Origin of the sequence: Pasteurella multocida, assembly GCF_900187275.1 — a bacterium.
In the GTDB taxonomy this organism is placed as follows: Bacteria; Pseudomonadota; Gammaproteobacteria; order Enterobacterales; family Pasteurellaceae; genus Pasteurella; species Pasteurella multocida.
This window is the reverse complement of record NZ_LT906458.1, coordinates 1,573,717-1,596,584: the sequence shown is the minus strand read 5'-3', so window position 1 is coordinate 1,596,584 and position 22,868 is coordinate 1,573,717. Positions and strand designations below refer to the sequence as shown.

General features: G+C 41.9%; 14 protein-coding genes and 1 pseudogene. 10 read left to right on the top strand and 5 right to left on the bottom strand.

The genetic code is table 11. The annotated features are described in order from the left end of the window. Positions 1 to 54: 54 nt before the first annotated feature. From tamA to CKV69_RS07285, 3 genes are all read right to left on the bottom strand, one after another. Positions 55 to 1,815 carry an autotransporter assembly complex protein TamA gene (tamA, locus tag CKV69_RS07295; RefSeq protein ID WP_014326433.1) on the bottom strand — a complete coding sequence of 587 codons (1,761 nt, stop codon included), beginning with the start codon at positions 1,813 to 1,815 and terminating at the stop codon, positions 55 to 57. Between the two features lie 149 nt (positions 1,816 to 1,964). Then, positions 1,965 to 2,594, bottom strand: a complete 630-nt coding sequence (locus tag CKV69_RS07290) for a response regulator (RefSeq protein ID WP_038641790.1) — start codon at positions 2,592 to 2,594, stop codon at positions 1,965 to 1,967. Between the two features lie 15 nt (positions 2,595 to 2,609). Continuing rightward, positions 2,610 to 5,126 carry a class I adenylate cyclase gene (locus tag CKV69_RS07285; protein ID WP_005724808.1) on the bottom strand — a complete coding sequence of 839 codons (2,517 nt, stop codon included), beginning with the start codon at positions 5,124 to 5,126 and terminating at the stop codon, positions 2,610 to 2,612. A gap of 154 nt (positions 5,127 to 5,280) precedes the next feature. On the opposite strand from CKV69_RS07285, the gene hemC reads away from it, so the two are divergent. From hemC to CKV69_RS07265, 4 genes are read left to right on the top strand one after another with little or no spacing between them, the layout of a single operon-like run. Further along, positions 5,281 to 6,207 (top strand): hydroxymethylbilane synthase, encoded by a 927-nt coding sequence (hemC, locus tag CKV69_RS07280; RefSeq protein WP_014391553.1) that lies wholly within the window; start codon positions 5,281 to 5,283, stop codon positions 6,205 to 6,207. 16 nt (positions 6,208 to 6,223) lie between these two features. Further along, positions 6,224 to 6,970, top strand: coding sequence for a uroporphyrinogen-III synthase (locus CKV69_RS07275; protein ID WP_005724810.1), 747 nt, complete (start codon positions 6,224 to 6,226; stop codon positions 6,968 to 6,970). Positions 6,971 to 7,010: 40 nt separating this feature from the next. After that, a complete protein-coding gene (locus CKV69_RS07270; protein ID WP_014326432.1) occupies positions 7,011 to 8,414 on the top strand; it encodes a uroporphyrinogen-III C-methyltransferase in 1,404 nt (467 codons plus the stop codon). Between the two features lie 12 nt (positions 8,415 to 8,426). Continuing rightward, on the top strand, positions 8,427 to 9,692 hold the full coding sequence (locus tag CKV69_RS07265) for a heme biosynthesis protein HemY (RefSeq protein WP_014326431.1): 1,266 nt from the start codon (positions 8,427 to 8,429) through the stop codon (positions 9,690 to 9,692). 94 nt (positions 9,693 to 9,786) lie between these two features. Here the strand turns inward: CKV69_RS07265 and recX are convergent, their stop codons facing one another. Further along, positions 9,787 to 10,242: a recombination regulator RecX gene (recX, locus tag CKV69_RS07260; RefSeq protein WP_014326430.1), complete on the bottom strand. Its 456-nt coding sequence runs from the start codon at positions 10,240 to 10,242 to the stop codon at positions 9,787 to 9,789. A 109-nt stretch (positions 10,243 to 10,351) separates the two neighbouring features. Then, the gene (recA, locus tag CKV69_RS07255) at positions 10,352 to 11,416 is read right to left on the bottom strand and encodes a recombinase RecA (protein WP_005724816.1); all 1,065 of its coding nucleotides are present in this window, start codon (positions 11,414 to 11,416) and stop codon (positions 10,352 to 10,354) included. Between the two features lie 309 nt (positions 11,417 to 11,725). On the opposite strand from recA, the gene CKV69_RS07250 reads away from it, so the two are divergent. From CKV69_RS07250 to CKV69_RS07225, 6 genes and pseudogenes are all read left to right on the top strand, one after another. After that, positions 11,726 to 13,324, top strand: coding sequence for an SrfA family protein (locus CKV69_RS07250; protein ID WP_014326429.1), 1,599 nt, complete (start codon positions 11,726 to 11,728; stop codon positions 13,322 to 13,324). Between the two features lie 24 nt (positions 13,325 to 13,348). Then, positions 13,349 to 16,423 carry a virulence factor SrfB gene (locus CKV69_RS07245; protein WP_005755436.1) on the top strand — a complete coding sequence of 1,025 codons (3,075 nt, stop codon included), beginning with the start codon at positions 13,349 to 13,351 and terminating at the stop codon, positions 16,421 to 16,423. Beyond that, positions 16,423 to 19,083, top strand: a pseudogene (locus CKV69_RS07240) (putative virulence factor). Before CKV69_RS07245 ends, CKV69_RS07240 begins: the two are co-directional and overlap by 1 nt. Positions 19,084 to 19,101: 18 nt before the next feature. Continuing rightward, on the top strand, positions 19,102 to 20,070 hold the full coding sequence (locus CKV69_RS07235; RefSeq protein ID WP_016504305.1) for a hypothetical protein: 969 nt from the start codon (positions 19,102 to 19,104) through the stop codon (positions 20,068 to 20,070). A 40-nt stretch (positions 20,071 to 20,110) separates the two neighbouring features. Next, entirely contained in the window at positions 20,111 to 22,135 is a 2,025-nt protein-coding gene (locus CKV69_RS07230) for a vWA domain-containing protein (protein ID WP_005752303.1), read from the top strand. Between the two features lie 18 nt (positions 22,136 to 22,153). Next, positions 22,154 to 22,861 (top strand): ABC transporter ATP-binding protein, encoded by a 708-nt coding sequence (locus CKV69_RS07225; RefSeq protein WP_014326426.1) that lies wholly within the window; start codon positions 22,154 to 22,156, stop codon positions 22,859 to 22,861. Positions 22,862 to 22,868: the final 7 nt, after the last annotated feature.

Genomic DNA, 22,868 nt, shown 5'->3' with positions numbered 1-22,868 from the left:
CTACATATTTTCTTTTAGCTACGTCTTCTCTTTTTTGCGGTGATGCTGTGGTGATTAAAGTTCCGCGCCTAGTCCAATATAAAATTGGATATTTTTACTGTTGTCTTTATCTCTGACTGGGGTGGCAATATCAAACTTAATCGCCCCTACGGGTGAGGCCCAACGTACCCCCATTCCTGCGCCATAGCGTAATTCTTTTGTTGTAAACTGGTTAGCAGCCAGTCCCGTATCCGCGAAAGTGGCTAACCACCAGTCAGGATACACTTGATACTGATATTCAAATGACCCGGTTAATAAGCGAGAGCCACCAACTAATTTGCCTGCATTGTTTTTTGGCGCAATTTTTTTATAGCCATAACCACGAATACTGCGATCGCCCCCCGCAAAAAAACGCAAGGCGGGTGGAATGCGTTCGATATTTTTGGTATGTAACCAGCCGAGTTCTAGTCGGGTAACGATACGATGGTGCTGTAAATAAGTTCTGACCCATAAACTCGACCCTTGCATTTTGAGGAAATTCACATCAGACAGCCACCATGTACGACCTAAATCGACGGTGAGTTTTTGTGTATCCCCCCAAGTCGGGAATAGCCCGCCTTGTAAACGGGTTCGTCTGACAGAGGCAGTTGGGAACACAAGCAATGTTTTGTCTTTTACATTCGCTTGAATAAAAGAGTCATAACGGACACGTAAGCCTAAAGAATGTTGCCAACCTGCTTCATGATTCCAATAGCGAATTGCAGATAAGGAAGAGGCAAAGGATTCTGTGTCATTTTTATTTTCATTTTCTAAACCCGCCGAGTACTCGTAATAATAGTTGAGCGGGTTTTTCAATAAAGGCATTTTGTAGGTGGCTTCTAAGGTCTGTTTTGGCGCAGAAACATATAAATTGGTACGGAAACTGTGACCACGATTGTTAATCCAAGGCTTTGTCCAACCTAATTGCAAGCGAGGTCCCACATCAGATGCCCAGCCAATCCCCACTTCCATGCTATTTTTTTTACGTGGTTGGAGCAATACATCGACATTCACAATTTTGTGTTCTTCATCTAAAACAGGTTGCATTAAAACAGAGCTAAACCAATTTGACGACGTGTAATTGTTGGTTAAGGTAGAAAGATCATTAATCAGGTAGGGCTGACCTTTATTAAAATTAATCATGTTACGCAAATAATCTTCGCGTATTTGCGCATTTTCAAAGGTAACTTCACCGAAGCGGTAACGTTCACCACTATCATAATTTAAGCGCCACCAAGCTTGTTGCGTTGAGGGGCTGACTTCTAAGCGTGATACTAAAAAATCACCGTCGAAATAACCTCGACTCAATGCAATTTTTTGGATGTGACTTTTATAATTATCATAGGTCTCGTGATTGAGTATGCTCCCTTTTTCTGGGATATTCTTGGTCACGGCGATAAATTCAGGATCTTGTGTGGCTTCACCTTGCAGAACAAAATCGACGTCTGCGATTTTCACAGGTTCGCCGATCTTCACATGGGCGATTAATTGATCTTTTTTAGGGGGTTTTTGGCTTTCGATTTGAAATTCCACTTCGTTTTGATAATAGCCGTATGCCCGCAATGCTTTATCGATTGCTTCGCGTACCAATTGCTTATGACGCTCGGAACCGTCGGCTTCTTCTTTATCAATCATACCGACGTAAATACGCACATTATTATTAAGCTGAGTATTCTGGATACCTTTTACTTGTAGTTCTAATTGTTGTGCCAAACTGACTGTACTCAAAAGTACACTGCCGATAAAAAATACCGTTTTTGTGATCAATGATGCCTTTGTATTACTTAATAATTTCATAGCCGCCTCAAATCAAAGATTAGTTTAGTGTACCTTTTAAGCAAAGGCTTTGGCAACGCAAAGTGCGGTAGTTTTTTTGAAAATTTTAGTAAATTTTTGCCAAAAAAAAGCCAATTATAAAGATAATTGGCTTTTTAACGGGGGAAAGACTAGCGTCCTTTATGCTCAAAATAAAGCACCGTTGCCGCAACGCGCGAATGCACATTCAGCTTACGGAGCAAATTACGAATATGCACTTTAACGGTTTCCTCTGAAATAAATAACTGACCAGCGATCTGTTTATTGGAGAGTCCTGTCGCAATTAAACGTAAGACATCCATTTCGCGATCGGTGAGAGAATAAATAGGATCTGCATTCATCTGGCGTTCAATTAATGCATCTTTAATTGAATCGCTTAGGATAACTTCCCCTTGTGCGATACGTTGAATTTGGCTTAAGAGCGCGTCGGGTTCCGTATCTTTTAATAAGTAACCGGCTGCCCCAGCATCAATTAAGGTAAAAATATCACTTTTTAAATCAGACACTGTCAAAATCAAAATGCGTGCATCAATGCCTTCCGCGCGCAGTGCTTTTAATGTATCCAGTCCTGATAACCCTTTCATATTCAAATCAAGAATAATCAAATCAGGTTGCGTTTGTAATGCGAGGCTAATACCTTCACTGCCGTTACCCGCATCCGCAACCACTTCAAAATTTGGCGCTAATTCCATAAGTTGTTTGATTCCTCGACGCATCAATGGATGATCGTCGATAATCAACACTTTCATTTTTTCTGACATATAACCCCCAATATGTTATGACATCGCTAATCGACTGTGGAATGGTACGATTTTTACGCCATTCTCTTGTAATAATAATTGATAGAATTGCGGATAGTTAAAATCACGCTGCACAATTTTATACGGATTGTTATTTTCATCCAAGCCTGAAGATTGATAAATGTGGTTAATCTCCAAAATCTTCTTTTCTTTTTGTCCATCGCAGTTACGGTAAATTTCGATGCGATTGGCTTCATCTAAAATATAGACATTAAAGGAACCATCAGAATTATCTTCAAAGAAAAATTGTAAAAAGCCCTCACTGGCAAAGTGATCAATCTCTGGGGGGTAGGTTCGTGAGGTATCGGGTAAGGCGCTTTCTTTTTCTTCCACTTCGGTTTGTAGCGCGGTATCAAAGCCAGTGGCTTCTAATTCTTCATTTGAGTGAATTTCTTGTAAGCTGATGCCACGCTCTTCAAAGAAAAACTGCCAGTTTTTACCTGCCACACGCAATAGATTATTTTGTGGTGGAAGTGCATCGCCAATTTGGATACTAATACAGCGGTTGATCAAAGCGGTGACAATATTACTCAACGTACGGCGGTAACGATGACTATAAGAAAACACTTGAATCAATTTTGGTGAAGGGGCGCCACGATGAATTTTATTTGACAGCACCTTCAAGGCTAAGAGGATCGCATTTGGTCCTTCAAAATGTAAGGTTCTAATTTCATTCCAAAGATTACGGTAAGTAATATCGATACTACCGACTAAACTTTCTTCTTTCGGTCCAAAACTAAATAAATCACTGGCTTGAATGCGAGATTTGACTTGTGTGATTTTTTTGGTTGGGTCAACGGTTAAGTTAACTGCCACAATTAAGCTCCGAATTTCACAAGCATGAGTTAAATCCTCATTCGTGACAGAGGAAACTGTGACCGGAAATGAGAGACGTAAATCGGTGACAAAATGCCGCAAGGTTGTTAAGGAAACATTGGGACTAATAATGTGTAAGTCGGTATTGGCGGTGAGAATACGATTAAAATACGCCCAAGCGACCAGTTTGTTTAAACTCTCACTGTATTCGGTATAGCGTTTTTGTACAAAGCCGGCAACACTTGGTGTTTGATTCACCACATACCACCCGTCTTTGAACGTTTTACTGCCTTTGACTTCAAAAAACAGCAAATTCTTCTCAGATAAATTGAGTGAAATTTGTGGGTTAAGTAGGGTAATTTTACCGGGTAATTCTTCAAATGCTGTATACAGTTTGCGTGTAAGCACACTGATGTCTTGTGGCATGATACTCGAGTTCACTTTGTGTTTACGAGCAAAGGCCACTAAATTACGATAACTGAGCATTAAGAATTTAATTAAGCTGTTATGTGCTTTTTTGACTTGTTTGATTTTCCAGTTAGCGCGTTGATTTAATTCTTCAATTAAGGCGTCCGACCAGTCCCACTCTTGGATGAGCTTTTGCAAATGCTGTAAGCGCCAATTATTTGTCGCATTAGGATCTTGCCAACACATACCTTCGGTTGCTTTTAAGTAAACACTGCGGCGAACAAAACCTAAACGTTTTAATTCATTGTGTTTCGTGAGGTAGCGTGTCGCTCGTTGCAACATGGCTAAATAGGGATCAAAATGATGGCTTGGGTTGAGCTTACCTGTTAATAATTCTTCTTTAAATTGGCGCGCAATTAAATAGGTATTGGGGTATTCCGATGAATACGTTTCTAACAATAAGATTTTGATGACCGATTTATAAGGCGCATCGATCCCCTTGTACAGTTGCCATAAACTTGCACCAAAATACTCGTTGGCGGAAAGTTGCCCCAAACCACCAAAATCAACCCAATCATCAAGACAAATTTGTTGGGTACGGACTAACCGCTCGACTTCACTTTCATAATTTTCTTCTTGTTCGATCAATAAATGTAGCCAGAGTAATGGTTTGCCTGCTAAGCGAATTGCAGAGCGATAGAATTCGTCCAACAGTAACATATATTGAGCTGAACCGCAGTTTTCTGCTGTTAACGGTTCCGCATAACGGAAACAACGGAACCGCTTTTGATCCATTAAATAAAAATTGATTTCAATGTTGAATTGTTTCGCCCAATTTTTTAATAAATGTGTTTTACGTTGTAAGGCTTCTTTTTCTTTTGTACTTAAATCATCACGATGGCAGACCCAAGTATCTAGATCCGATTTTGGTGTTTGTGAAATAGAGGCAATACTGCCCATCACATAGACACCTAAAATGGCATTGGTACTACGGTAAGAGAAGGACGGGAGCAGCGACTGATTAGCCTCTAAGCTCGGCACGGTTGTGAGCAGATATTGTTTTTGGTAGGGGGAAATCACAAAGTCAGCAATCCCTACAGGCGCGTCAGCAACGTAGCCGGGCAGATTAGGGTGGTTAATATGTAACAACAACGTAAGTAACTGAAAAACGTGCTGAAATTCGCCAGAAGAACCAGATAATGCGCGCTCAATACGTAGCTTATCTAAATACTCCACTTTCTTTTGGGCACTAAAGAGATCGTAATTCAAATGATATTCCACTCACAGATATGATGAGATTCGCTCCACCTAAGTACTCTAACACTTGGTATAACTGAAAGCAAAAAATTTAAATGGAAACTGACATTTAAACCCAACAATGTTAGGATAGGAGCAAATTATTCTGCCTAAAATGGTTGTGATGATGACAAGAAAAAGCTTGAGAATCGCTACGCGTCAGAGCCCGCTTGCATTGTGGCAAGCGAACTATGTGAAAGCCTGTTTAGAAAAAATCCATGCTGGATTAGTGGTCGAACTTGTCCCAATGGTGACAAAAGGGGATGTGATTTTAGATACGCCACTGGCTAAAATTGGAGGAAAAGGACTCTTTGTGAAAGAGTTAGAACAAGCTTTATTAAAGGGCGAAGCCGATATTGCCGTACATTCGATGAAAGATGTCCCTATGCAGTTTCCAGCAGGATTAATGCTTAGCACCATTTGTCAACGTGAAGATCCGCGTGATGCATTTGTATCAAATTCATACCGCACTCTCATGGAATTACCTGCTGGTGCGGTGGTGGGCACCTCTAGCTTACGTCGCCAATGTCAGTTAAAGCAGTTACGTCCTGATCTACACATTCATTCACTACGTGGCAATGTTGGGACTCGCTTAGCAAAATTAGATAACGGCGATTATGATGCGATTATTCTGGCTGCCGCGGGGCTTATACGTTTAGGGCAACAACAACGTATCACCTCTTTGATTGATGTCACACAATGTTTGCCTGCCGCAGGGCAAGGTGCCGTTGGCATTGAATGTCGTCAAGAGGCAGAAATTGAGCTGCTGTTAGCCCCTTTAGCCGATCCAGAAACGACTGCTTGTGTATTGGCTGAACGTGCGATGAATCGGCATTTACAAGGGGGATGTCAGGTGCCAATTGCAGGTTATGCGATTATCGAAGAGGGACAGCTCTTTTTGCGTGCTTTAGTGGGCGAAGTAGACGGTTCCAGTATACTTCGTGCAGAAGGACGGAGTGCGGTTGCGGATGCCGAAACATTAGGTATTCAAGTGGCAGAAAAACTTTTACAGCAAGGTGCGGATAAAATCTTGCAAACACTTTATTCAAACTAAGGAAGGGAAGAATAAAATGGCGGTATTAGTCACTCGACCTGATGTGCGAGGCGCACAGTTAACAGAGATGTTGATTCAAGCGGGGATTTTTGCAATCCATTTACCGCTCTTTACGATCGAAACAGGACGAGAATTGAATGACTTGCCGAATAAACTGTCGCAACTTAAAGCGGGTGATTATGTTTTTGCAGTTTCAAAACATGCTGTTCAGTATGCAGTCGATACGTTAAAGAATACAGGGTTTTCTTGGCGAACAGATTTAGCCTATTTTGCGGTAGGACAACGCAGTGCTGAATTTTTTGCCAGTCAAATCGAACGTGCGGTATTGTATCCTTATCGACAGGAAAGTAGCGAAGGATTATTGGCACTGGATGCCATGCAAGATTTGTCAGAAAAGCACATTTTAATTTTACGCGGCAATGGGGGACGTGAGTATTTTTCTGAACAGGCACAATTGCGTGGTGCTAAAGTGGAGACGCTCGAATGTTACCAGCGTGTACCGACTGCCTACAATAATGCAGAGCAAATCAGTATTTGTAAGCGTGCAGGAATTAATCGGCTTGTGATTAGCAGTGCAGAAATTTTGCAGTATCTTGTGGATTTTGTTCCAGAAAGCGAACATAATTGGCTAAAAAGTTGTCAGCTGGTGACGGTAAGTCAGCGTATTGCCAATTTAGCCAAACAATTGGGTTGGTGTGATGTGGTGGTTTCACCGCGAGCAGATAACGTGCATTTACTAAAAACATTGCTGTCTGCGGACTAACTAGTGTTGAATTCTAATGATCATAAAGGAAATGGGTATTATGGCTGAAAATAAAATAACCTCTTCTGAAAGCAGTACTGTACCAAAAAATGAGGGAAGTACAGTCGATAAGAAAAAGACCAGTGGAAAAGTCACGGTAGATCCAAAAGAACAGGCGGTTGCACAAGATGCGCCTGCTACGCAGACGGAAACCGCAAAAAACGAGGTGCCAGAGAAAAAGGATGCAGGCAAAATGCGAGATGAGATGAAAGAAAGTGTCAAAAAAGAACCTGATAAGCAAGCGCGTGCTGAATCAAAAAACACCGCCGAAACAGTTGTGGTGAAGAAAGGTGGTGGCACTGGTTTAGCGTTACTGGCGCTGTTAGTTGCGCTTGGTCTTGGTGCGGCAGGTTATTACTTTGGTTTACAACAAGTGGATCATATTCAACATAAACTCAGCGCTCTTGAACAGCAAACAGCCAATATCACACCCGCAAAAGTGGACCTTCCGACGTTTGAGCAAGAGCGTCAGCAAATTGCCCAATTAATGCGTTCCATACGTGATAATGAAGAAAAATTACAACAGTTAGAAAAAGAGCTTGCAGGCAAAGAGCATTCTCTTTCTGCATTGCAAAATCAAGTAAACCGCATGAGTGCTGCCGCGAAACAACAACAGCCAAATGATTGGTTATTATCAGAAGCAGATTTCTTACTAAATAATGCATTACGCAAGTTAGTTTTAGATAACGATGTGGATACAGGTGTTTCCTTACTCAAGATTGCGGATGAAACTTTGGAAAAAATGTCAGATCCGCGTGTTAGCATGGTTAGGACCGCGATCAATAATGATTTAAAACAATTACTTGCAGTGAATAATGTCGATCAGAATGTGATCATGCAACGTTTATCACAGCTGGCTAATACTATTGATGAGTTGACTGTATTAGATGTGAATTTTGATGCGGTGAACAATAATGAAAAACTTACTGATTCGTTGGATGATTGGAAAGAAAACGCCGAAAAAAGCGCGACTTCTTTCTTAAATCACTTTATTCGCATTACACCAAGAAATACGAGTGATAAGGTGCTATTAGCCCCGAATCAGGATATTTATTTACGTGAAAATATCCGATTACGTTTGCAAATTGCCATTATGGCGGTACCACGTCAACAAGATGAATTGTATAAACAATCACTAGAAACTGTAGCATCTTGGATCAGAAGTTATTTTGATACTAACTCTGAAGTGGCGCAGAATTTCTTGAAAACACTAGATGAATTAGCGGAGCAATCTATCTATGTGGATGTACCTTCTCAATTACAGAGTTTAAATGCGTTGGATAAACTACTGGATCGCCCTTCACAAGATGTTAAAAAGATCGAACTTTCCGTGGATAAGGCGTTAGTTGAGGAAACAACAGAGAGTGCTCCTTCGAGTGACGCTTCGACGACAGAACAACAGTAGAGGAAATAGATTATGTTTAGAGTGCTATTTTTAATGCTGGTGTTACTAGCAGGCTTAATTGCAGGACCGTATTTATCGGGTAAACAAGGCTATGTCTTGATTGAAACGAACAGCTACAATATTGAAATGTCCATTACGATGTTAGTGGTGTTTTTTGTGATCGCCATGGCAGTAATTTATGGAATTGAAGTTATTGTGACGCGTTTTTGTCGTTTAAGTAGCGATACTTATCATTGGTTTTCTCGTCGTAAACGTGCCAAAGCACAAAAACAAACCCTCGAAGGGTTGATGCGCATGAATGAGGGCGATTATTCAAAAGCAGAGAAATTAATCGGGAAAAATGCGAAACATTCGGAAGAGCCGATCTTGAACTTCATTACTGCCGCAGAAGCGGCACAACAACGTGGTGATGAATTTTCCGCTAACCGTTATTTGTTAGAAGCAACGGAGTTAGCCGGGTCCGATAATTTAATGGTTGAGTTAGCGAGAACGCGAATTCTATTACAACAAGGAAAATTACCTGCTGCACGAAGTTCGGTTGATAGTTTGTTAGTGATGACGAACCGTAATAAAGAAGTACTCAAGCTAGCAGTCGACATTTATTTAAAATCAAAAGCGTATTTAGCTCTAGATAAGATACTTGACCAAATTGAAAGTGCGGGATTATATACAGCGCAAGATTTTATCCAATTGCAACGTCAAGTGGAAAATGGCTTATTAGATGAGAAAATGAACGAAGAAGGTGTAGATGGCTTATTGACTTGGTGGAATGATCAGCCACGTAAACGTCGTCATGATCTTTCAGTTAAAATTGCATTAATTCAGCGTTTAATTGATTGCAATGACCATGAAACTGCTTATGAATTGACACTGGAAGCTTTGAAGAAAGTGGAAGATCAAAGCCCAGAAAATCGTTTGTTGTGTACGCAAATTGCACGTTTGCAACCGGAAGATAATAGTAAGTTAATTAAACTGATGGAGAAAAGAGCAAATAAAGCCATAGAAGGTGAGCATTGCTGTATTTATCGCGCCTTGGGGTATTTATATGTGCGTAATAATGATCTTACCCAAGCTAGCCAAGCGTTCAAACATGTCGTTGCCAATAAAGCACAACTTGAAGCAACTGATGTCAATATGGCGGCCTATGTATTCGAACAAGTAGGGGAAAATGCTTTAGCGCAGCAAGTGCGTGAGGAAAGTTTAAAAGAAACGATGGCAGTTTCTTCACTTACACATTCTCAACCAGAAGAACCGCCGGTGCTTTTAGAAAGTAAATAAACTTGTTGATTGCTAGATTAGGTAGCCCTTCATACTGCAAATTCAGTATTGAAGGGCTATTTTTTTAGAAACGATATTATTTATTTTGATGAGATTATTCTTCATACTCTGTATGCCCAACATAATGTGCAAATTGGTCAGGCTTGAAACCATGTGAAAGCATATAACGCCAGACTTTTTGTTTTAATTTTAAGTCGGTGATTTCGGCATACTGTGGGAATTTTTTTCTCAATACGGTTAAAGCATGGTGCTGCCAATCTGGCGCCAATGTTTGTTCGGTTTCACTGATAAGTGTAGAGGAAATCCCTTTTAATTGTTGTAATTCTTGTTTGATTCTGGCAAATCCATAACCCCGCTGTGCCCGAAAGGTGAGATAGTTTTCAGTAAAACGGCGATCATTTTGCCAGTTTTTTTGTTGGCAAAAGGCAAGTGTGTCATCAATTTCTTGTTCAGAAAAGCCTTTTTCTTGCATTTTACAGCGAAGTTCAAACTCACTGTATTCACGGCGTGCTAATAAGCCAACGACATAATTTAACGCGGGAGAAGACATACGATGGTTACCTGCTTCTTTACAATGTTTAGATATCACTCAGCAAAAAGTGCGGTGAAATTTTGTTAAAACTCACCGCACTTTTTTCGAGTAAACCGCTAAAAACAGATTAATAATCCGCTTCTAAGCCCGTAGAGCTTTCATTTTTTTCCGCAATGTCTGCCGCGAGTACTTTTTCTGGATTCGCGAGTAACTCATTGCGTAATTTTGTTTCTAAAGCCAATGCTTCTTCAGGATGCTCTTCTAACCATTTCATCGCGTTAGCTTTACCTTGACCGATTTTTTCACCATTGTAAGCGTACCATGCACCTGCTTTATCCACTAATTTGTGTTTTACGCCTAACTCGATGAGCTCGCCTGTTTTAGAAATACCTTGACCGTAAAGAATTTGGAAATCTACTTGACGGAATGGTGCCGCCACTTTGTTTTTCACCACTTTGACACGGGTTTCGTTACCGATCACTTCTTCACCTTCTTTAATCGCACCCGTACGGCGAATATCTAAACGTACAGAGGCATAGAATTTTAGTGCATTACCCCCTGTTGTGGTTTCTGGGTTACCGAACATAACACCAATTTTCATACGGATTTGGTTAATAAAGACCACTAAGCAATTTGAGTTTTTGATTTGTCCAGTGAGTTTACGTAATGCTTGTGACATCAAACGTGCTTGTAAGCCCATGTGTGAGTCACCCATTTCTCCTTCAATTTCCGCTTTCGGGGTTAATGCTGCGACTGAGTCCACAATGATCACATCTACTGCACCTGAACGCACTAACGCATCGCAAATTTCGAGTGCTTGTTCACCGTTATCAGGTTGGGAAACTAACAGTTCATTCACATTGACGCCCAGTTTGGCAGCATAAATTGGATCTAATGCGTGTTCTGCGTCAATAAAGGCACAGGTTTTGCCTTCTTTTTGTGCTTGCGCAATGACAGAAAGGGTTAAGGTGGTTTTACCGGAAGATTCAGGCCCGAAAATTTCAACAATACGACCCATTGGTAACCCGCCAATGCCAAGTGCGACGTCGAGGCTTAATGAGCCTGTTGACACGGCTTCAACATCCAAGGCTTGGGTATCGCCCAATTTCATAATAGAGCCTTTCCCAAATTGTTTTTCAATCTGCCCAAGTGCTGCTGCCAGTGCTTTATTTTTTTCTTCTTTTGTTGCCATGTTTGAATCCTCAATAAAATCATCATCAGAATTTGTCGTGTATATTAACTGTATGAATAAACAGTATCAAGTGCTTTTTATCAAATTTGTGGGATTTCTCGCAAAATAAAATTGTGCTATCCGTCAAGTTGTTAGTTTGAAAGTGCAATTTTTGTTTTTTATATCCTTGATATCAATACAAATCTTAGTGCTGTAAAAAAGTACAAATTCTTTGCATTTCTGCGGCAAGCTTATTAAAATCGTGTGAATGTAGTGCAATATTTATAACGTTTTTGTATTTATTGTGATCAGGTTGAACAAGGATAATCTATGTTAAGTGCTTTATTACGTAGCGGTGATGTGAAAAATTACACCGCACTTGGACAAGATGGAACTCCCGTTTATGCGGTTGCTTCGCAATTGCGTGATGCCATTAAGTTTAGGGTCAAGGATGCGAATGACAAAACAATAGGTAAGCGTTTTGCCAATTATTTAGCCATCCCACAGCGTAATGATCAGGGGAGCCAAATTGATTGGTATGTGCCTTTTGAATCTGATCGTGCCGACGGTAAATATATGATTATTCCTTGGACATCCGCTACAGATGAAGAACGCGCGGCAGCTTTTGCTGAATTGAGTCAATTTGAGCAAGCAATGTTGCAATTTGGGCTCAGTTTGAAAAAGAGTGATAATTTGCAAGGTGATCTCTTACTTTTTTCACGTTTGTTGTGCGGTAACCAACATCCTGAGGATATTCATGATCCTGAGAATCTCAAAGCCTTACGTTTTCCTAATCCTGATTATGTGTATTTAGTGAATAATCGCCCAGTGATCACTTTCTGGGGATTTCTAGAAAAAAATACCGAAGCGTATGGGCATCCTTTCTTACGTTTAAAACCCGTTGTGCGTGAACCAGCGGCGCCTGTAATTTCCCCTGAGCCTGCGAATGTCGTTGAAAAGAAACCGTGGTGGCGTTGGTTATTATGGTTACTGCCCTTCTTACTCTTGGGATTACTTGCTCTGTTCTTTTTGCGTAGCTGTGGCACCACGCATGTTGATCTTGCCAAAAAAACAACGCCAGTAGAAAAAACATCGTTGAGCGCAACAGAACGCCTGATTTGTTTAGACGGGCGTTTGTATCGTTTTACGCAAAATAAGTGGGTATATCAAGACAATGGGCAGACAGTCACAGAGAAGGCATTAATTACACGCTTAACGAAAACCACGACAGCAAATTTAGAAAAATGTGACCGCACTTTTGTTGCTGAACCCGGCACAAAAGTTATTGAGAAAGTCGGGAAAGTGACAGGTGATGTCGCACACACTGAGCTCAAATCTGTTGCAACAACAGACTCTTCTCTCGCGGATAAAACCATGCAGCCAAATTTGACCGAGAACGGGAATACAGCAGATAAGACACTTGATCCGTTAAAAGCAAATGAACCGACCTCTCATTCTGATCGTAACTCACCAACTGCGAAAGAAGATCCTGTCGCTCATCCGACGAAAGATCTGACAGAAACGCAAAATCCAGCACAAGATCAAACCTTGACGAATAAGCTATTACAGATTCCTGCAGAAAGTAGCAAAACAGGTAATGTGGATTTCCTCAATGGGAAATGGAATGCGGGCGCTGGAATTCAAGATAAAACCACGGGCAAACCGCTTCGTCTCAACTATGAATTTGAAAAAGGAAAAGGAAAAGTCCGTGTGGAACGTGGAGATGGTGTGCAATGTGTTGGTGATGTGAACGCGGCGATGCGTGGTGGCAGTTTAAGCATTGCAAACACCGGTATTGCCAATTGTAGTGATGGTTCATTCTATCAATTACCGAGTGTTAATTGTAAACCCGATGTAGCGGGATCGGCGGATTGTGAAGGCGAATATGGTTCAGGGCAACGTTTCCCAATGTCCATGAAAACCCCTTAAATTGACGAAAAAGAGAGAATAAAAATGCTCCCAGAATTACATTATTTAGGTAAAGAAGTATCGCTAGTGATGAATAGCGGTATTCAGTTTATTGATTTTGGTTTGAAGATTGATTGGAAAGACAGGGAATGGCGTGACATTGCTAGCGGCTACTTTATTTCTTCTGGTGAGAATGGACCGTTACGTCGTTTAATTGAAGATAAAGTCCGTGATGGCTATTATGACCCCACGCAACCCGGTCGGATTGTAACCCCTGAACAAGATATCAGTGTAGAACATTCCTTTACCTTATTTGATGGCGTCTGGTTACCGATTCCTTTTTTACGTACTGTGCCTCCTGATCGTTTTGATGAAGGTCCTTATAACTGGGCGCGTGTGCGTGTTATTCGTTTAGAGAACCCAGATCAAGAAGGTCATACTCATCGTATTACCTTTGCTTTTGATACGAAAGTCTTTCCTAATAGCCAAAATGTGGCTTATTTAGCGCCGACAGAGGAGGATGTACGTTCTGGTGTCGTGTTCGGTTTCGCTCACCAATCCAATCAGATGTCCTGGTTTTTAGATTTCAAATGGGTGAATGAGTGGCTGTTAGAAATTTTCAAAGAGCAGGCGCATAGCATTCGCTTAACCGACTTTGAAGAATTGTCCGATGCGATTACGCTGAAAAATCATCAAGCTCATTATCTGAACATTTTAGCGATCTTAGGCACCTGCTTATCCATGCCAAACATTAAGGTGGTCTCGAAAAAAGCGGATGACATTGTGGAAGCGATTCCGGTGGATATGGTGTTAGATGTAGGGAATTCGCGGACGTGTGGCATTTTAATTGAAGATCACAAACAAGAAAAAGACGGTTTAAAGAAACGTTATGAATTGGAGTTGCGTGATTTAAGCAGTCCAGAGCGGGTGTATAACGAGCCTTTTGAAAGCCGCGTGGAATTTGCTCAAGCCTTTTTTGGTAAAGAACATTTTTCGGTCCAAAGTGGACGTCGTGATGCATTCCAGTGGGCAACGATTGGACGAGTGGGCAAAGAAGCGGCGCGTTTGGCAAGCCGTCGTAACGGTAACGAAGGTGCTACGGGTTTATCTAGCCCTAAACGCTATCTTTGGGACACGGAGCAGTATGGACAAGGTTGGCGCTTTAATAGTGCGTATGTGAAAACCGATCATGAACCTCACGCCACCGCAGAACCGTTGTCTGGCTTAATTAATGAATATGGCGAAGCGCTACATATTCTAGATGACAATATTGATGACGAATTTGAGCGTAAAATTCCGGTTTTCCACCCGAAATATTCACGCAGTTCATTGATGACATTTATGTTATCTGAAGTCTTGATGCATGCCTTAATTCAAATTAATAGCCCGACACAACGTGCTAAGTTAGAGCATTCTCGTACACCGCGTTATTTACGTTCGATCATTCTGACGGTGCCTCCAGCGATGCCGAAACCTGAACGTGAAATTTTCCGTAACAGCGTGTATCAAGCGATTGGACTCGTTTGGAAAAGTTTAGGTTGGGATAAAAGCGATGAAGATCTCAATTTTGACTCGAAAGACAGTCGTGAAAGTTATTGGCCAATGTTGCCTGAAGTGGTAATTCAATGGGATGAAGCAACCTGCGGGCAAGTGGTGTATTTCTTTAATGAAACCCAGAATAATTATGGCGGTCGTCCAGAAGAATTTATTGAAGCATTAAGACGTAGCGATAACCCAGAAAAAGGCAAAATTACCATTGCGACAGTAGATATTGGTGGCGGAACTACAGACTTAGTGATCAATGATTATGCTTTAGATTATGGGGGGAATTACGCTACAGGCGGCAGTAACGCACATATCGTCCCGACCCAACGTTTCCGTGATGGTTTCAAAGTGGCGGGGGATGATATTTTACTTGATATGATTCGCGATGTGGTGGTGAATTCTCTTGCCAAAGGTTTAAAAGAAAAAGGCATGCGTGAGCCTGATTCCATTTTATCTAAATTAATTGGTTCAGAAGAGCGCTCAGTACAGGATAAATTATTGCGTCAGCAATTAACCCTTCAAGTCTTTATGCCTATTGGGTTACGTGTTTTAAAAGAGTATGAGAATTTTGATCCTTATTACAGCGAAGCCAGTTTAACGGATCTGCGCTTTTCGAGTTTGTTAAGTGAGGTGGAAGCACCAACAGAAAACGTCTTAGATTACATTAATGAACCGATTAGACGAGAATTAAATGATCCGCATTTTAGTATTTTAGATTTACCGCTTGAGGTGAATTTACGTGAGATTCATAACCGCTTTGTGCGTGGCGATTATTACGATATTTGTAAAACCTTTAACGCGTTATGCGAAGTGATTAATTGCTATCAATGTGATGTCCTGTTATTGACGGGACGTCCTTCGCGTTTACCTGGTGTACAAGCCTTTTTCCGCTCGCGTTTACCACTGCCGGTAGGGCGTATTTTGCCTTTACATAATTACCGTACCGGTAACTGGTATCCTTTCCACAAACAGGGTCGTATTGATGATCCTAAAACCACAGCGTCTGTCGGTGCAATGCTGTGTTTTTTAAGTACTCATCAGCGCCTACCGAACTTCTATTTGCGTGCCACGGCATTGGTCGCCTATTCAACCGTCAAATACATTGGGTTACTGGATAACAATAACGTGATTAAAGACAGTAATATTTACTATCGTGATATTGATCTGGATAACCCGGATTATGAATTACCTGATACCCATTTTGAAGCGCGTGGGTTAGCCCGTTTAGGCTTCCGTCAATTGAATGTAGAGCGTTGGAGCGCCACACCACTGTATATTTTGACGATTGAAGATGACGCGCTAAATCGTGAGTTAGCAAATGGTGGGGTGTTGGATATCACTTTGCGTATTAAGAAAGCATTAGGTTTAGCGTCAAAACAAAAAGAACGCATTGAACATTTTGAAATCGCCAATGCCGAGTTAAAAACCTTAGATGGCAAAGTGAAAAAAATCCGCTTAAGACGTAATGATCTGGGTGAGCCACAAATCAAATTGAGTTTGAATACCATGACAGATGCCGGCTTAAAAGACAGCCTTTACTGGTTAGATACGGGCAGCATTAAACGGGAGATATAATGAGTAATACAGCAAAACAATTAGTGCAATCATGGAATGAGGTCTTTACTGCATCACAATCAGCAATTGATTGGATTGATGATGTGCGCCCGAATGTTGTCCGGTTAAATAATGAAGCCGACAGTTTAATTTTAGAACTGCGCCGTTTGCGTAACACCGCAAAACGTTTAGGCGCGGTGTCGGATAAGCCGATTACAGCGGGTTTCTTTGGCTTATCCCAAGCGGGTAAATCCTTTTTAATTTCTGCCTTGGCGGCGGATGAACGGGGTAAATTGGAAACCTTATTTGATGGGCAAAAACTGGATTTTATTAAACATATCAACCCACCGGGTGGCGGAAAAGAAGCAACAGGGCTAGTGACCCGTTTTACCCGTAAAGAAACCAAAGGGGTAGCAGGCTATCCTTTAGAACTGCGTTTATTCAGTGAAATTGAAGTGGCAAAAATTCTGGTGAATGCCTATTTCAATGACTTTGATAAAGAACGGGTGGAATACGAAATTACGCAATCGCGTATTAATCAATTAGTGAAAAGCTTAAGTGGGCGAGTTTCGGCGAATTTAGTGTCAGGTGTTAATCAAGATGATGTAGTCGATTTGCAAGATTACGCCCAAGACAGTTTTGGCAAGTCGTTATCAGTGTTACAAGGCAATTATTGGGCAAATGCGACCGCACTTGCACCTTATTTAGCGATCCAAGAACGTGCCACGTTATTCTCGATTCTTTGGGGTGAAATTCAAGAGCTGACCGATATTTATATTCAATTCGCTCATTCTTTAGCACGTTTAGGTCACCCTGAACGTGTGTATGCGCCGCTTAGTGCCGTAGTGAAAGAAACTCCTGAAGGGGGCTTATCTCAAGCGGACAGTATTATGAACGTGGATATGCTAGAGCGCTTAGGTACCGCGCGTGATGAGCAAATTGATGTGCGTCCCGCACAGGGTGAAGAGGTCGGAGGAGCGGTTACAATTTCGTTAGCGGAATTAACCGCACTGACCGCGGAGTTAGTTTTCCCCTTGATGAATCCAACGCGTGTGCCTGCGGTTGAGCGTGTCGATTTATTGGATTTCCCGGGGTATCGTGGACGCTTGGCAATTACGTCCTTAGCAGAAGTGAAAGAGGGTAATCCAGTATCTCAGTTGATCTTGCGCGGTAAAGTGGCGTATTTATTTGAACGTTATACAGACAGTCAAGAAATGAACATCTTGATTGTGTGTACGCCATCAACCAAACAATCTGATGTCAATAGTGTCGGTCCTGTGCTTGAGCGTTGGATCCATAAAACACAAGGCGAGAGTCCAGAACAACGCGCGGAACGTAAACCGGGCTTATTATAGGCGATTACGATGTTTGATATGCGTATTAGTCAGGATTTAACCAAAGAGGAAGAATTATTAAAAATTTCTTGGGGTTCGGGTGGTTTATTAAAACAAACTATTTTAGAACGTTTTGGCAATTATGACTGGTTTAATAATTGGGCAAATGGCAACCCGTTTGATAATGTTTTCTTGGTACGTAAACCCGGCTTTAAAGTCCCTTTCTTAAATGTCGAAGGGGAAAACGAAGTCAGTATCAATCAGAGTGAAACTGCACAACTTTCCTTGTTAAAACGCACGTTTTGTCAAGATCCCGATATTCGCAAACATATTGCTCAACCAGAAGAAGCTTGGGATGCGATGTTATTACTGAATGATGGTGGGATGAAACGCATTAGCCAGTATTTAGAAACCATCGCCCTACCTGAAGTGAAAGCCCATCGTTTAACCGAGCAATTGAACGAACGGATTCACCACTTTGTCGAGAATCGTTTTGCGAGCTGGTATCAAAGTGATGGCGAAGAAGAAGTGGCGAAAAAACGACAATTAGCCAATGCGCTCGCAAAAGAATTACATCCACAAAATCCACGTTCTCTTTGTATGGGCGAATTATTGCGTCATCTGCAGTTACCGGAAGAAACAATACGCTCGCTGTATTTCTCTGATTTAGATGACATATTAGGCGAAGAAGAGGTTGAACAAACCTATTCACCGGCAGAAGAGTTCGATTTATTTAGTGATCCAGCCCCAGTTACCACGACCACGCCACAACGTATTGAAAAAGTGGAAGAATCACGCTTTGCGCAAGCCGTGTTCAAGGCGTGGGTCAGCCATTTACGCAATTTAACCGCTGATCACCGTTTAATGCAATATTTGGGCGTGTCAGTAGATAATGTCGAAAATGTTGTCAATGAATTGGTGACAGGTGCGACAAGATTAAAATTGCAAGAGCAATTGTCAAAAATCGCGTTACGTAATGAACGTAGCGGGAGCAAACGTGATCAATTGGCTGAGCGACAAGTCTTTACTATGAATACCGCTATTGCTGATTTTATTGCTTGGTTAGGCTATTCAGACATAGCACTAGAACAACGTCCAGCCAGCAGAGTGTTGGCGGGGCAAATGATTTTTGAACAACGTCCCGTTGAGCAACATAACGGCTTACCAAAATTGAATGATCATACCAGCAATTATGATGATAATTATCGTCTAGATTGGCTTGTGGCATTTGGGCATTTTGCCGTAAATAATGCAGGACATAGTGCTGGACGTGAAATAAATGCGGCACAAAATGCACAGTTAGGGAATGTGTTACGCGCTTTCCGTGCCGCACAACTGACAGAATAACAAGAAGAGGAATTGACGGTGTTACGAATTGAATTAAGAGAAGATAGCCCGGGCTATGCACAATTGAGTGCACGTAAATGGAAAGGCAGTCATGAAGTGGAACTTGCCGTTCAACGTAATCAAGATAGTCATTATTTTGCGGGTGAGGATAAATGGACGCCGGAACCGGTTTGGCATAAAACTACCGAACTGAATGTAGTGGGCGATGCGTTACAAGGACGAATTGGTCCTTGGCTTGTTGACGGATTAATCCGCCAAAGTGGCAATGTCCGCTTTTTATTACAAGTACGCGATGGTCAAGTGGAAGACAGTGGTCCATTGAGTTTAATTGGTAATATCTTAGCCTCTTCTGCTGGTGGTGATTCATCACGTGAAAGTGATGTGAGAGAAATGACACCTCCGGTACAAGTGGAAGAGGCACCTTCTCTGGTTGAAGCGGTTGAAGTTGTTGAAACACCAACGGTGGAAACGCCGATTGAAGATGTCCCAGAAATACCGTTAAGTCATGAACCAACAGTGGACATGGCGCCAACACCGGTAGAACCGAAAAAAAGTAAGACAGGACTACTCATTGGCTTATTGGTGTTACTCTTAGGGATTGGGGCGGCAGTCGCGTATTTCTTCTTTGCTCATCAATCTGATAAAACGGCACCACCAGTCACGGCGGAATGCAGTATCGCAAACAGTAGCGATGAACTGGCGTTTATTCAATCTTGCTTAAAAACAAAACCAAATAATCAACGCTTGTTAGACACTATTGCGGAGGCAAAAGCAGCCAATAAATGTAGCATTGCACAACGTTTATACGCACATCAAGCGCAAAGTGGCAATGTGGAATTGGCAGTTGCTTATGCCAAAGAATATGTGACAGGCAGTCCTTGTTTTGCATTAGATAAAGAGAATGCGATCTATTGGTATGAAACCGCATTGTCGATTGATCCGAATAATGACGCCGCGAAAAAAGCCTTAGCGGAATTAAAAAAATAGATCGACTGGCAGACTGAGTGCTGAATATTGAGAGGAACGTATGACAAGATTGAATTTGCTGCCCCTTTATGTGTTATGTGGCTTACTGCCTTTGAGTTTGCATGCACAGGCGGAGCAAAAGCCGCTATTGCAAGAAGGGAAAACCACCCTTTATCAACGTGTATTGAGTACACCCAGTTGTGAGCTGTTAGACAATCAACAGGCAACATCGGGGAAAAAAATTCCCGCGTTTTCTCGTTACTACGTGTATAAACGTGAAAATCAGGCGGGGAAAAGCTTGGTGCAAGTGGGTCCCGATACGTTTGGTAAAACAGTGGGCTGGCTTGATGAAAGCTGTGCAGTGCCTTGGCAGATGCAAATGACACTGGTGTTTACTAATCCCGCAGAACGTGATCCTTTACTCTTTTTTAAAGACCGAAGCGCGTTAGATCAAGTGATTAATGCCGAAGATCCTGTACAAGTGGTCAATCCAATACGTCAGGCATTGACTGCAAATAAAGCGCATCCTGCGGTGTTAGCACAAGAGCCAAGTGAATTTGTTGATTTTCAGAAAAACTTCTATTTGCTACCGATTTTACAAGGCGAAGAAGTGATGAATGCCAAAGGGTTTTATGAGCGTGCTTTAGAAGTCGCCTCAGTTAGTAAACAAGAAGGAACATTAACCACATCGCCGACGCGTACTGATACCAGCACAAAGACCGTGTCATCGGATGCGAAAAAAACGGCGACGGCGGATAATCCACAAGAAGTGACGGGTTTTCGTGCCGCAGTGGTGTTTGTGATTGACTCGACGATTTCGATGGATCCTTATATTAATCGGACGCGAGAAGCGATCAAACAAGTGTACGATCAAATTGAAAAAGAGAATTTAGGCGAACAAGTGAAGTTCGGCTTGGTGGCATTCCGTTCCAGTACTAAAGCGGTTAAAGGGTTGGAATATACTTCAAAAATGTTTGTAGATCCGACTACCGTGAAAGACGGGAAAGACTTTATGCAAAAAGTCGCCTCATTAAAACAAGCCAAAGTGTCGAGTAAAGAATTTAGTGAAGATGCGTATGCGGGGATTAACCAAGCACTGAATGAAATTCAATGGAACCAGTTTGGCGCACGTTATATGGTCTTGATTACTGATGCGGGGGCGATTGAAGGCGATAATCCGATTTCCACCACAGGATTAGATGCTAAACAATTACGCTTAGAAGCCCAACATCGTGGTGTGGCGATTTATGCCTTACATTTAAAAACGCCTTCTGGCGCGAAGAATCACGAACAAGCGCAAGCACAATATACCGATTTAGCCTTTAATCATTATTTAAATAAAGCGCTGTATTATCCAGTGAATGCCGGTGATGTAAATGAGTTTGGTGAGAAAATTAGCACCTTAGCGAAAGCCCTCACGGCACAAGTGAAATTGGCTTATCGTGGTGAAATGGCGGCAGGCAGTGCATTAAGTGCGGTCGAAAAAGAGAAAAAATCTGCGCCAGCGCCGACCTCTGAAATTGAGCAAGATGCCATGTTGTTAGGGCGTGCAATGCAACTTGCCTATTTAGGCGGCGAGAAAGGAACAAAAGCGCCACCAGTGTTTAAAGCGTGGATCAGTGATAAAGATTTTGCCAAACCAACTGTCCCGACGGCTGAAGCACGTGTGTTATTGACCAAATCACAATTAAGTGACTTGAGTGATGTGGTGAAAAAGATCGCTGATGCCGCCAATGAAGGCTTAATTTCACCCAATGATATGTTTGCACAGCTACGTTCTGTGGCTGCGGCAATGGGACAAGATCCAAGTAAAATTAAGGCAGAAAGTGCAACTAAGATCGCGGATTTAGGCTTATTAGGGGAGTATCTTGACAATATTCCTTATAAAAGCCAAGTGACATCTATTGATGAGGACACTTGGAAAGGCATGAGCGTACAGGAACAAGAAAAGTTCATTCGTGAACTACACAGTAAATTACGTCATTATCGTGTCTTTAATGAAGATCAAAGTCGTTGGATCTCTTTATCAGAAGGCAGTGATCCACGTGATTTTGTTTATCCCGTGCCTTTAGAAGCCTTACCATAACAAACAAAGGGTGAGATTGTGCTTTGTATTGAAAATATGTCTGTGACACGAGGAAAAGGGGAACAACGTTTCACCGTGTCTTTACCGACACTGCATCTCGCGGATGGAGACGTCTTGGCGATTCAAGGCACAAGTGGTTGTGGCAAAAGCACCCTATTGGAAATGATCGGTCTGATTCTTCAGCCTGAGCAGCTAAGCGGTTTTCAATTGGGCAAGCAAGGAGCACTGTTGGACATTCATCGTCTGATTCAACAGCAAAACCAACCCGCGTTGGCTCAAATTCGCGCAGAGAAACTCGGGTTTATGCTACAAAATGGCGGATTACTGCCCTTTTTAACTGTTGCACAAAATATTGAATTGCCGAACGCGTTATTGCAGAGCTACGTCGATCAGCAATGGGTTGCCTTCTTGTGCCAAGAATTGAATATTGGACATCTTTTAACAAAGTACCCGAAACAACTGTCGATTGGGGAGCGTCAACGTGTCGCTTTTATTCGCGCGGTTGCACATAAACCCTTAGTTTTATTGGCAGATGAACCTACTTCTGCGTTAGATCCTCATCATGCTGACGTGTTGTTTAGTTTGATTTTAGATCTGGTAGCACAACAGAATATTTCTGTGTTATTGGTTACTCATGACTGGGAATTGGTGAAACGTAAGCAGCTGCGAGCCTTAAGTGCCAATTTACTGTCCCCACAACACGCAATTTTTACCGACATCGGCTGAGAGAATG

Excerpts from the sequence above, each read along its gene's own strand:
- CKV69_RS07275 (WP_005724810.1), top strand. The coding sequence starts at position 6,224 with ATGGCGGTATTAGTCACTCGACCTGATGTGCGAGGCGCACAGTTAACA.
- CKV69_RS07250 (WP_014326429.1), top strand. The coding sequence starts at position 11,726 with ATGTTAAGTGCTTTATTACGTAGCGGTGATGTGAAAAATTACACCGCA.
- CKV69_RS07265 (WP_014326431.1), top strand. The coding sequence starts at position 8,427 with ATGTTTAGAGTGCTATTTTTAATGCTGGTGTTACTAGCAGGCTTAATT.
- recA (WP_005724816.1), bottom strand. The coding sequence starts at position 11,416 with ATGGCAACAAAAGAAGAAAAAAATAAAGCACTGGCAGCAGCACTTGGG.
- hemC (WP_014391553.1), top strand. The coding sequence starts at position 5,281 with ATGACAAGAAAAAGCTTGAGAATCGCTACGCGTCAGAGCCCGCTTGCA.
- CKV69_RS07230 (WP_005752303.1), top strand. The coding sequence starts at position 20,111 with ATGACAAGATTGAATTTGCTGCCCCTTTATGTGTTATGTGGCTTACTG.
- tamA (WP_014326433.1), bottom strand. The coding sequence starts at position 1,815 with ATGAAATTATTAAGTAATACAAAGGCATCATTGATCACAAAAACGGTA.
- CKV69_RS07290 (WP_038641790.1), bottom strand. The coding sequence starts at position 2,594 with ATGTCAGAAAAAATGAAAGTGTTGATTATCGACGATCATCCATTGATG.
- CKV69_RS07270 (WP_014326432.1), top strand. The coding sequence starts at position 7,011 with ATGGCTGAAAATAAAATAACCTCTTCTGAAAGCAGTACTGTACCAAAA.
- recX (WP_014326430.1), bottom strand. The coding sequence starts at position 10,242 with ATGTCTTCTCCCGCGTTAAATTATGTCGTTGGCTTATTAGCACGCCGT.
- CKV69_RS07245 (WP_005755436.1), top strand. The coding sequence starts at position 13,349 with ATGCTCCCAGAATTACATTATTTAGGTAAAGAAGTATCGCTAGTGATG.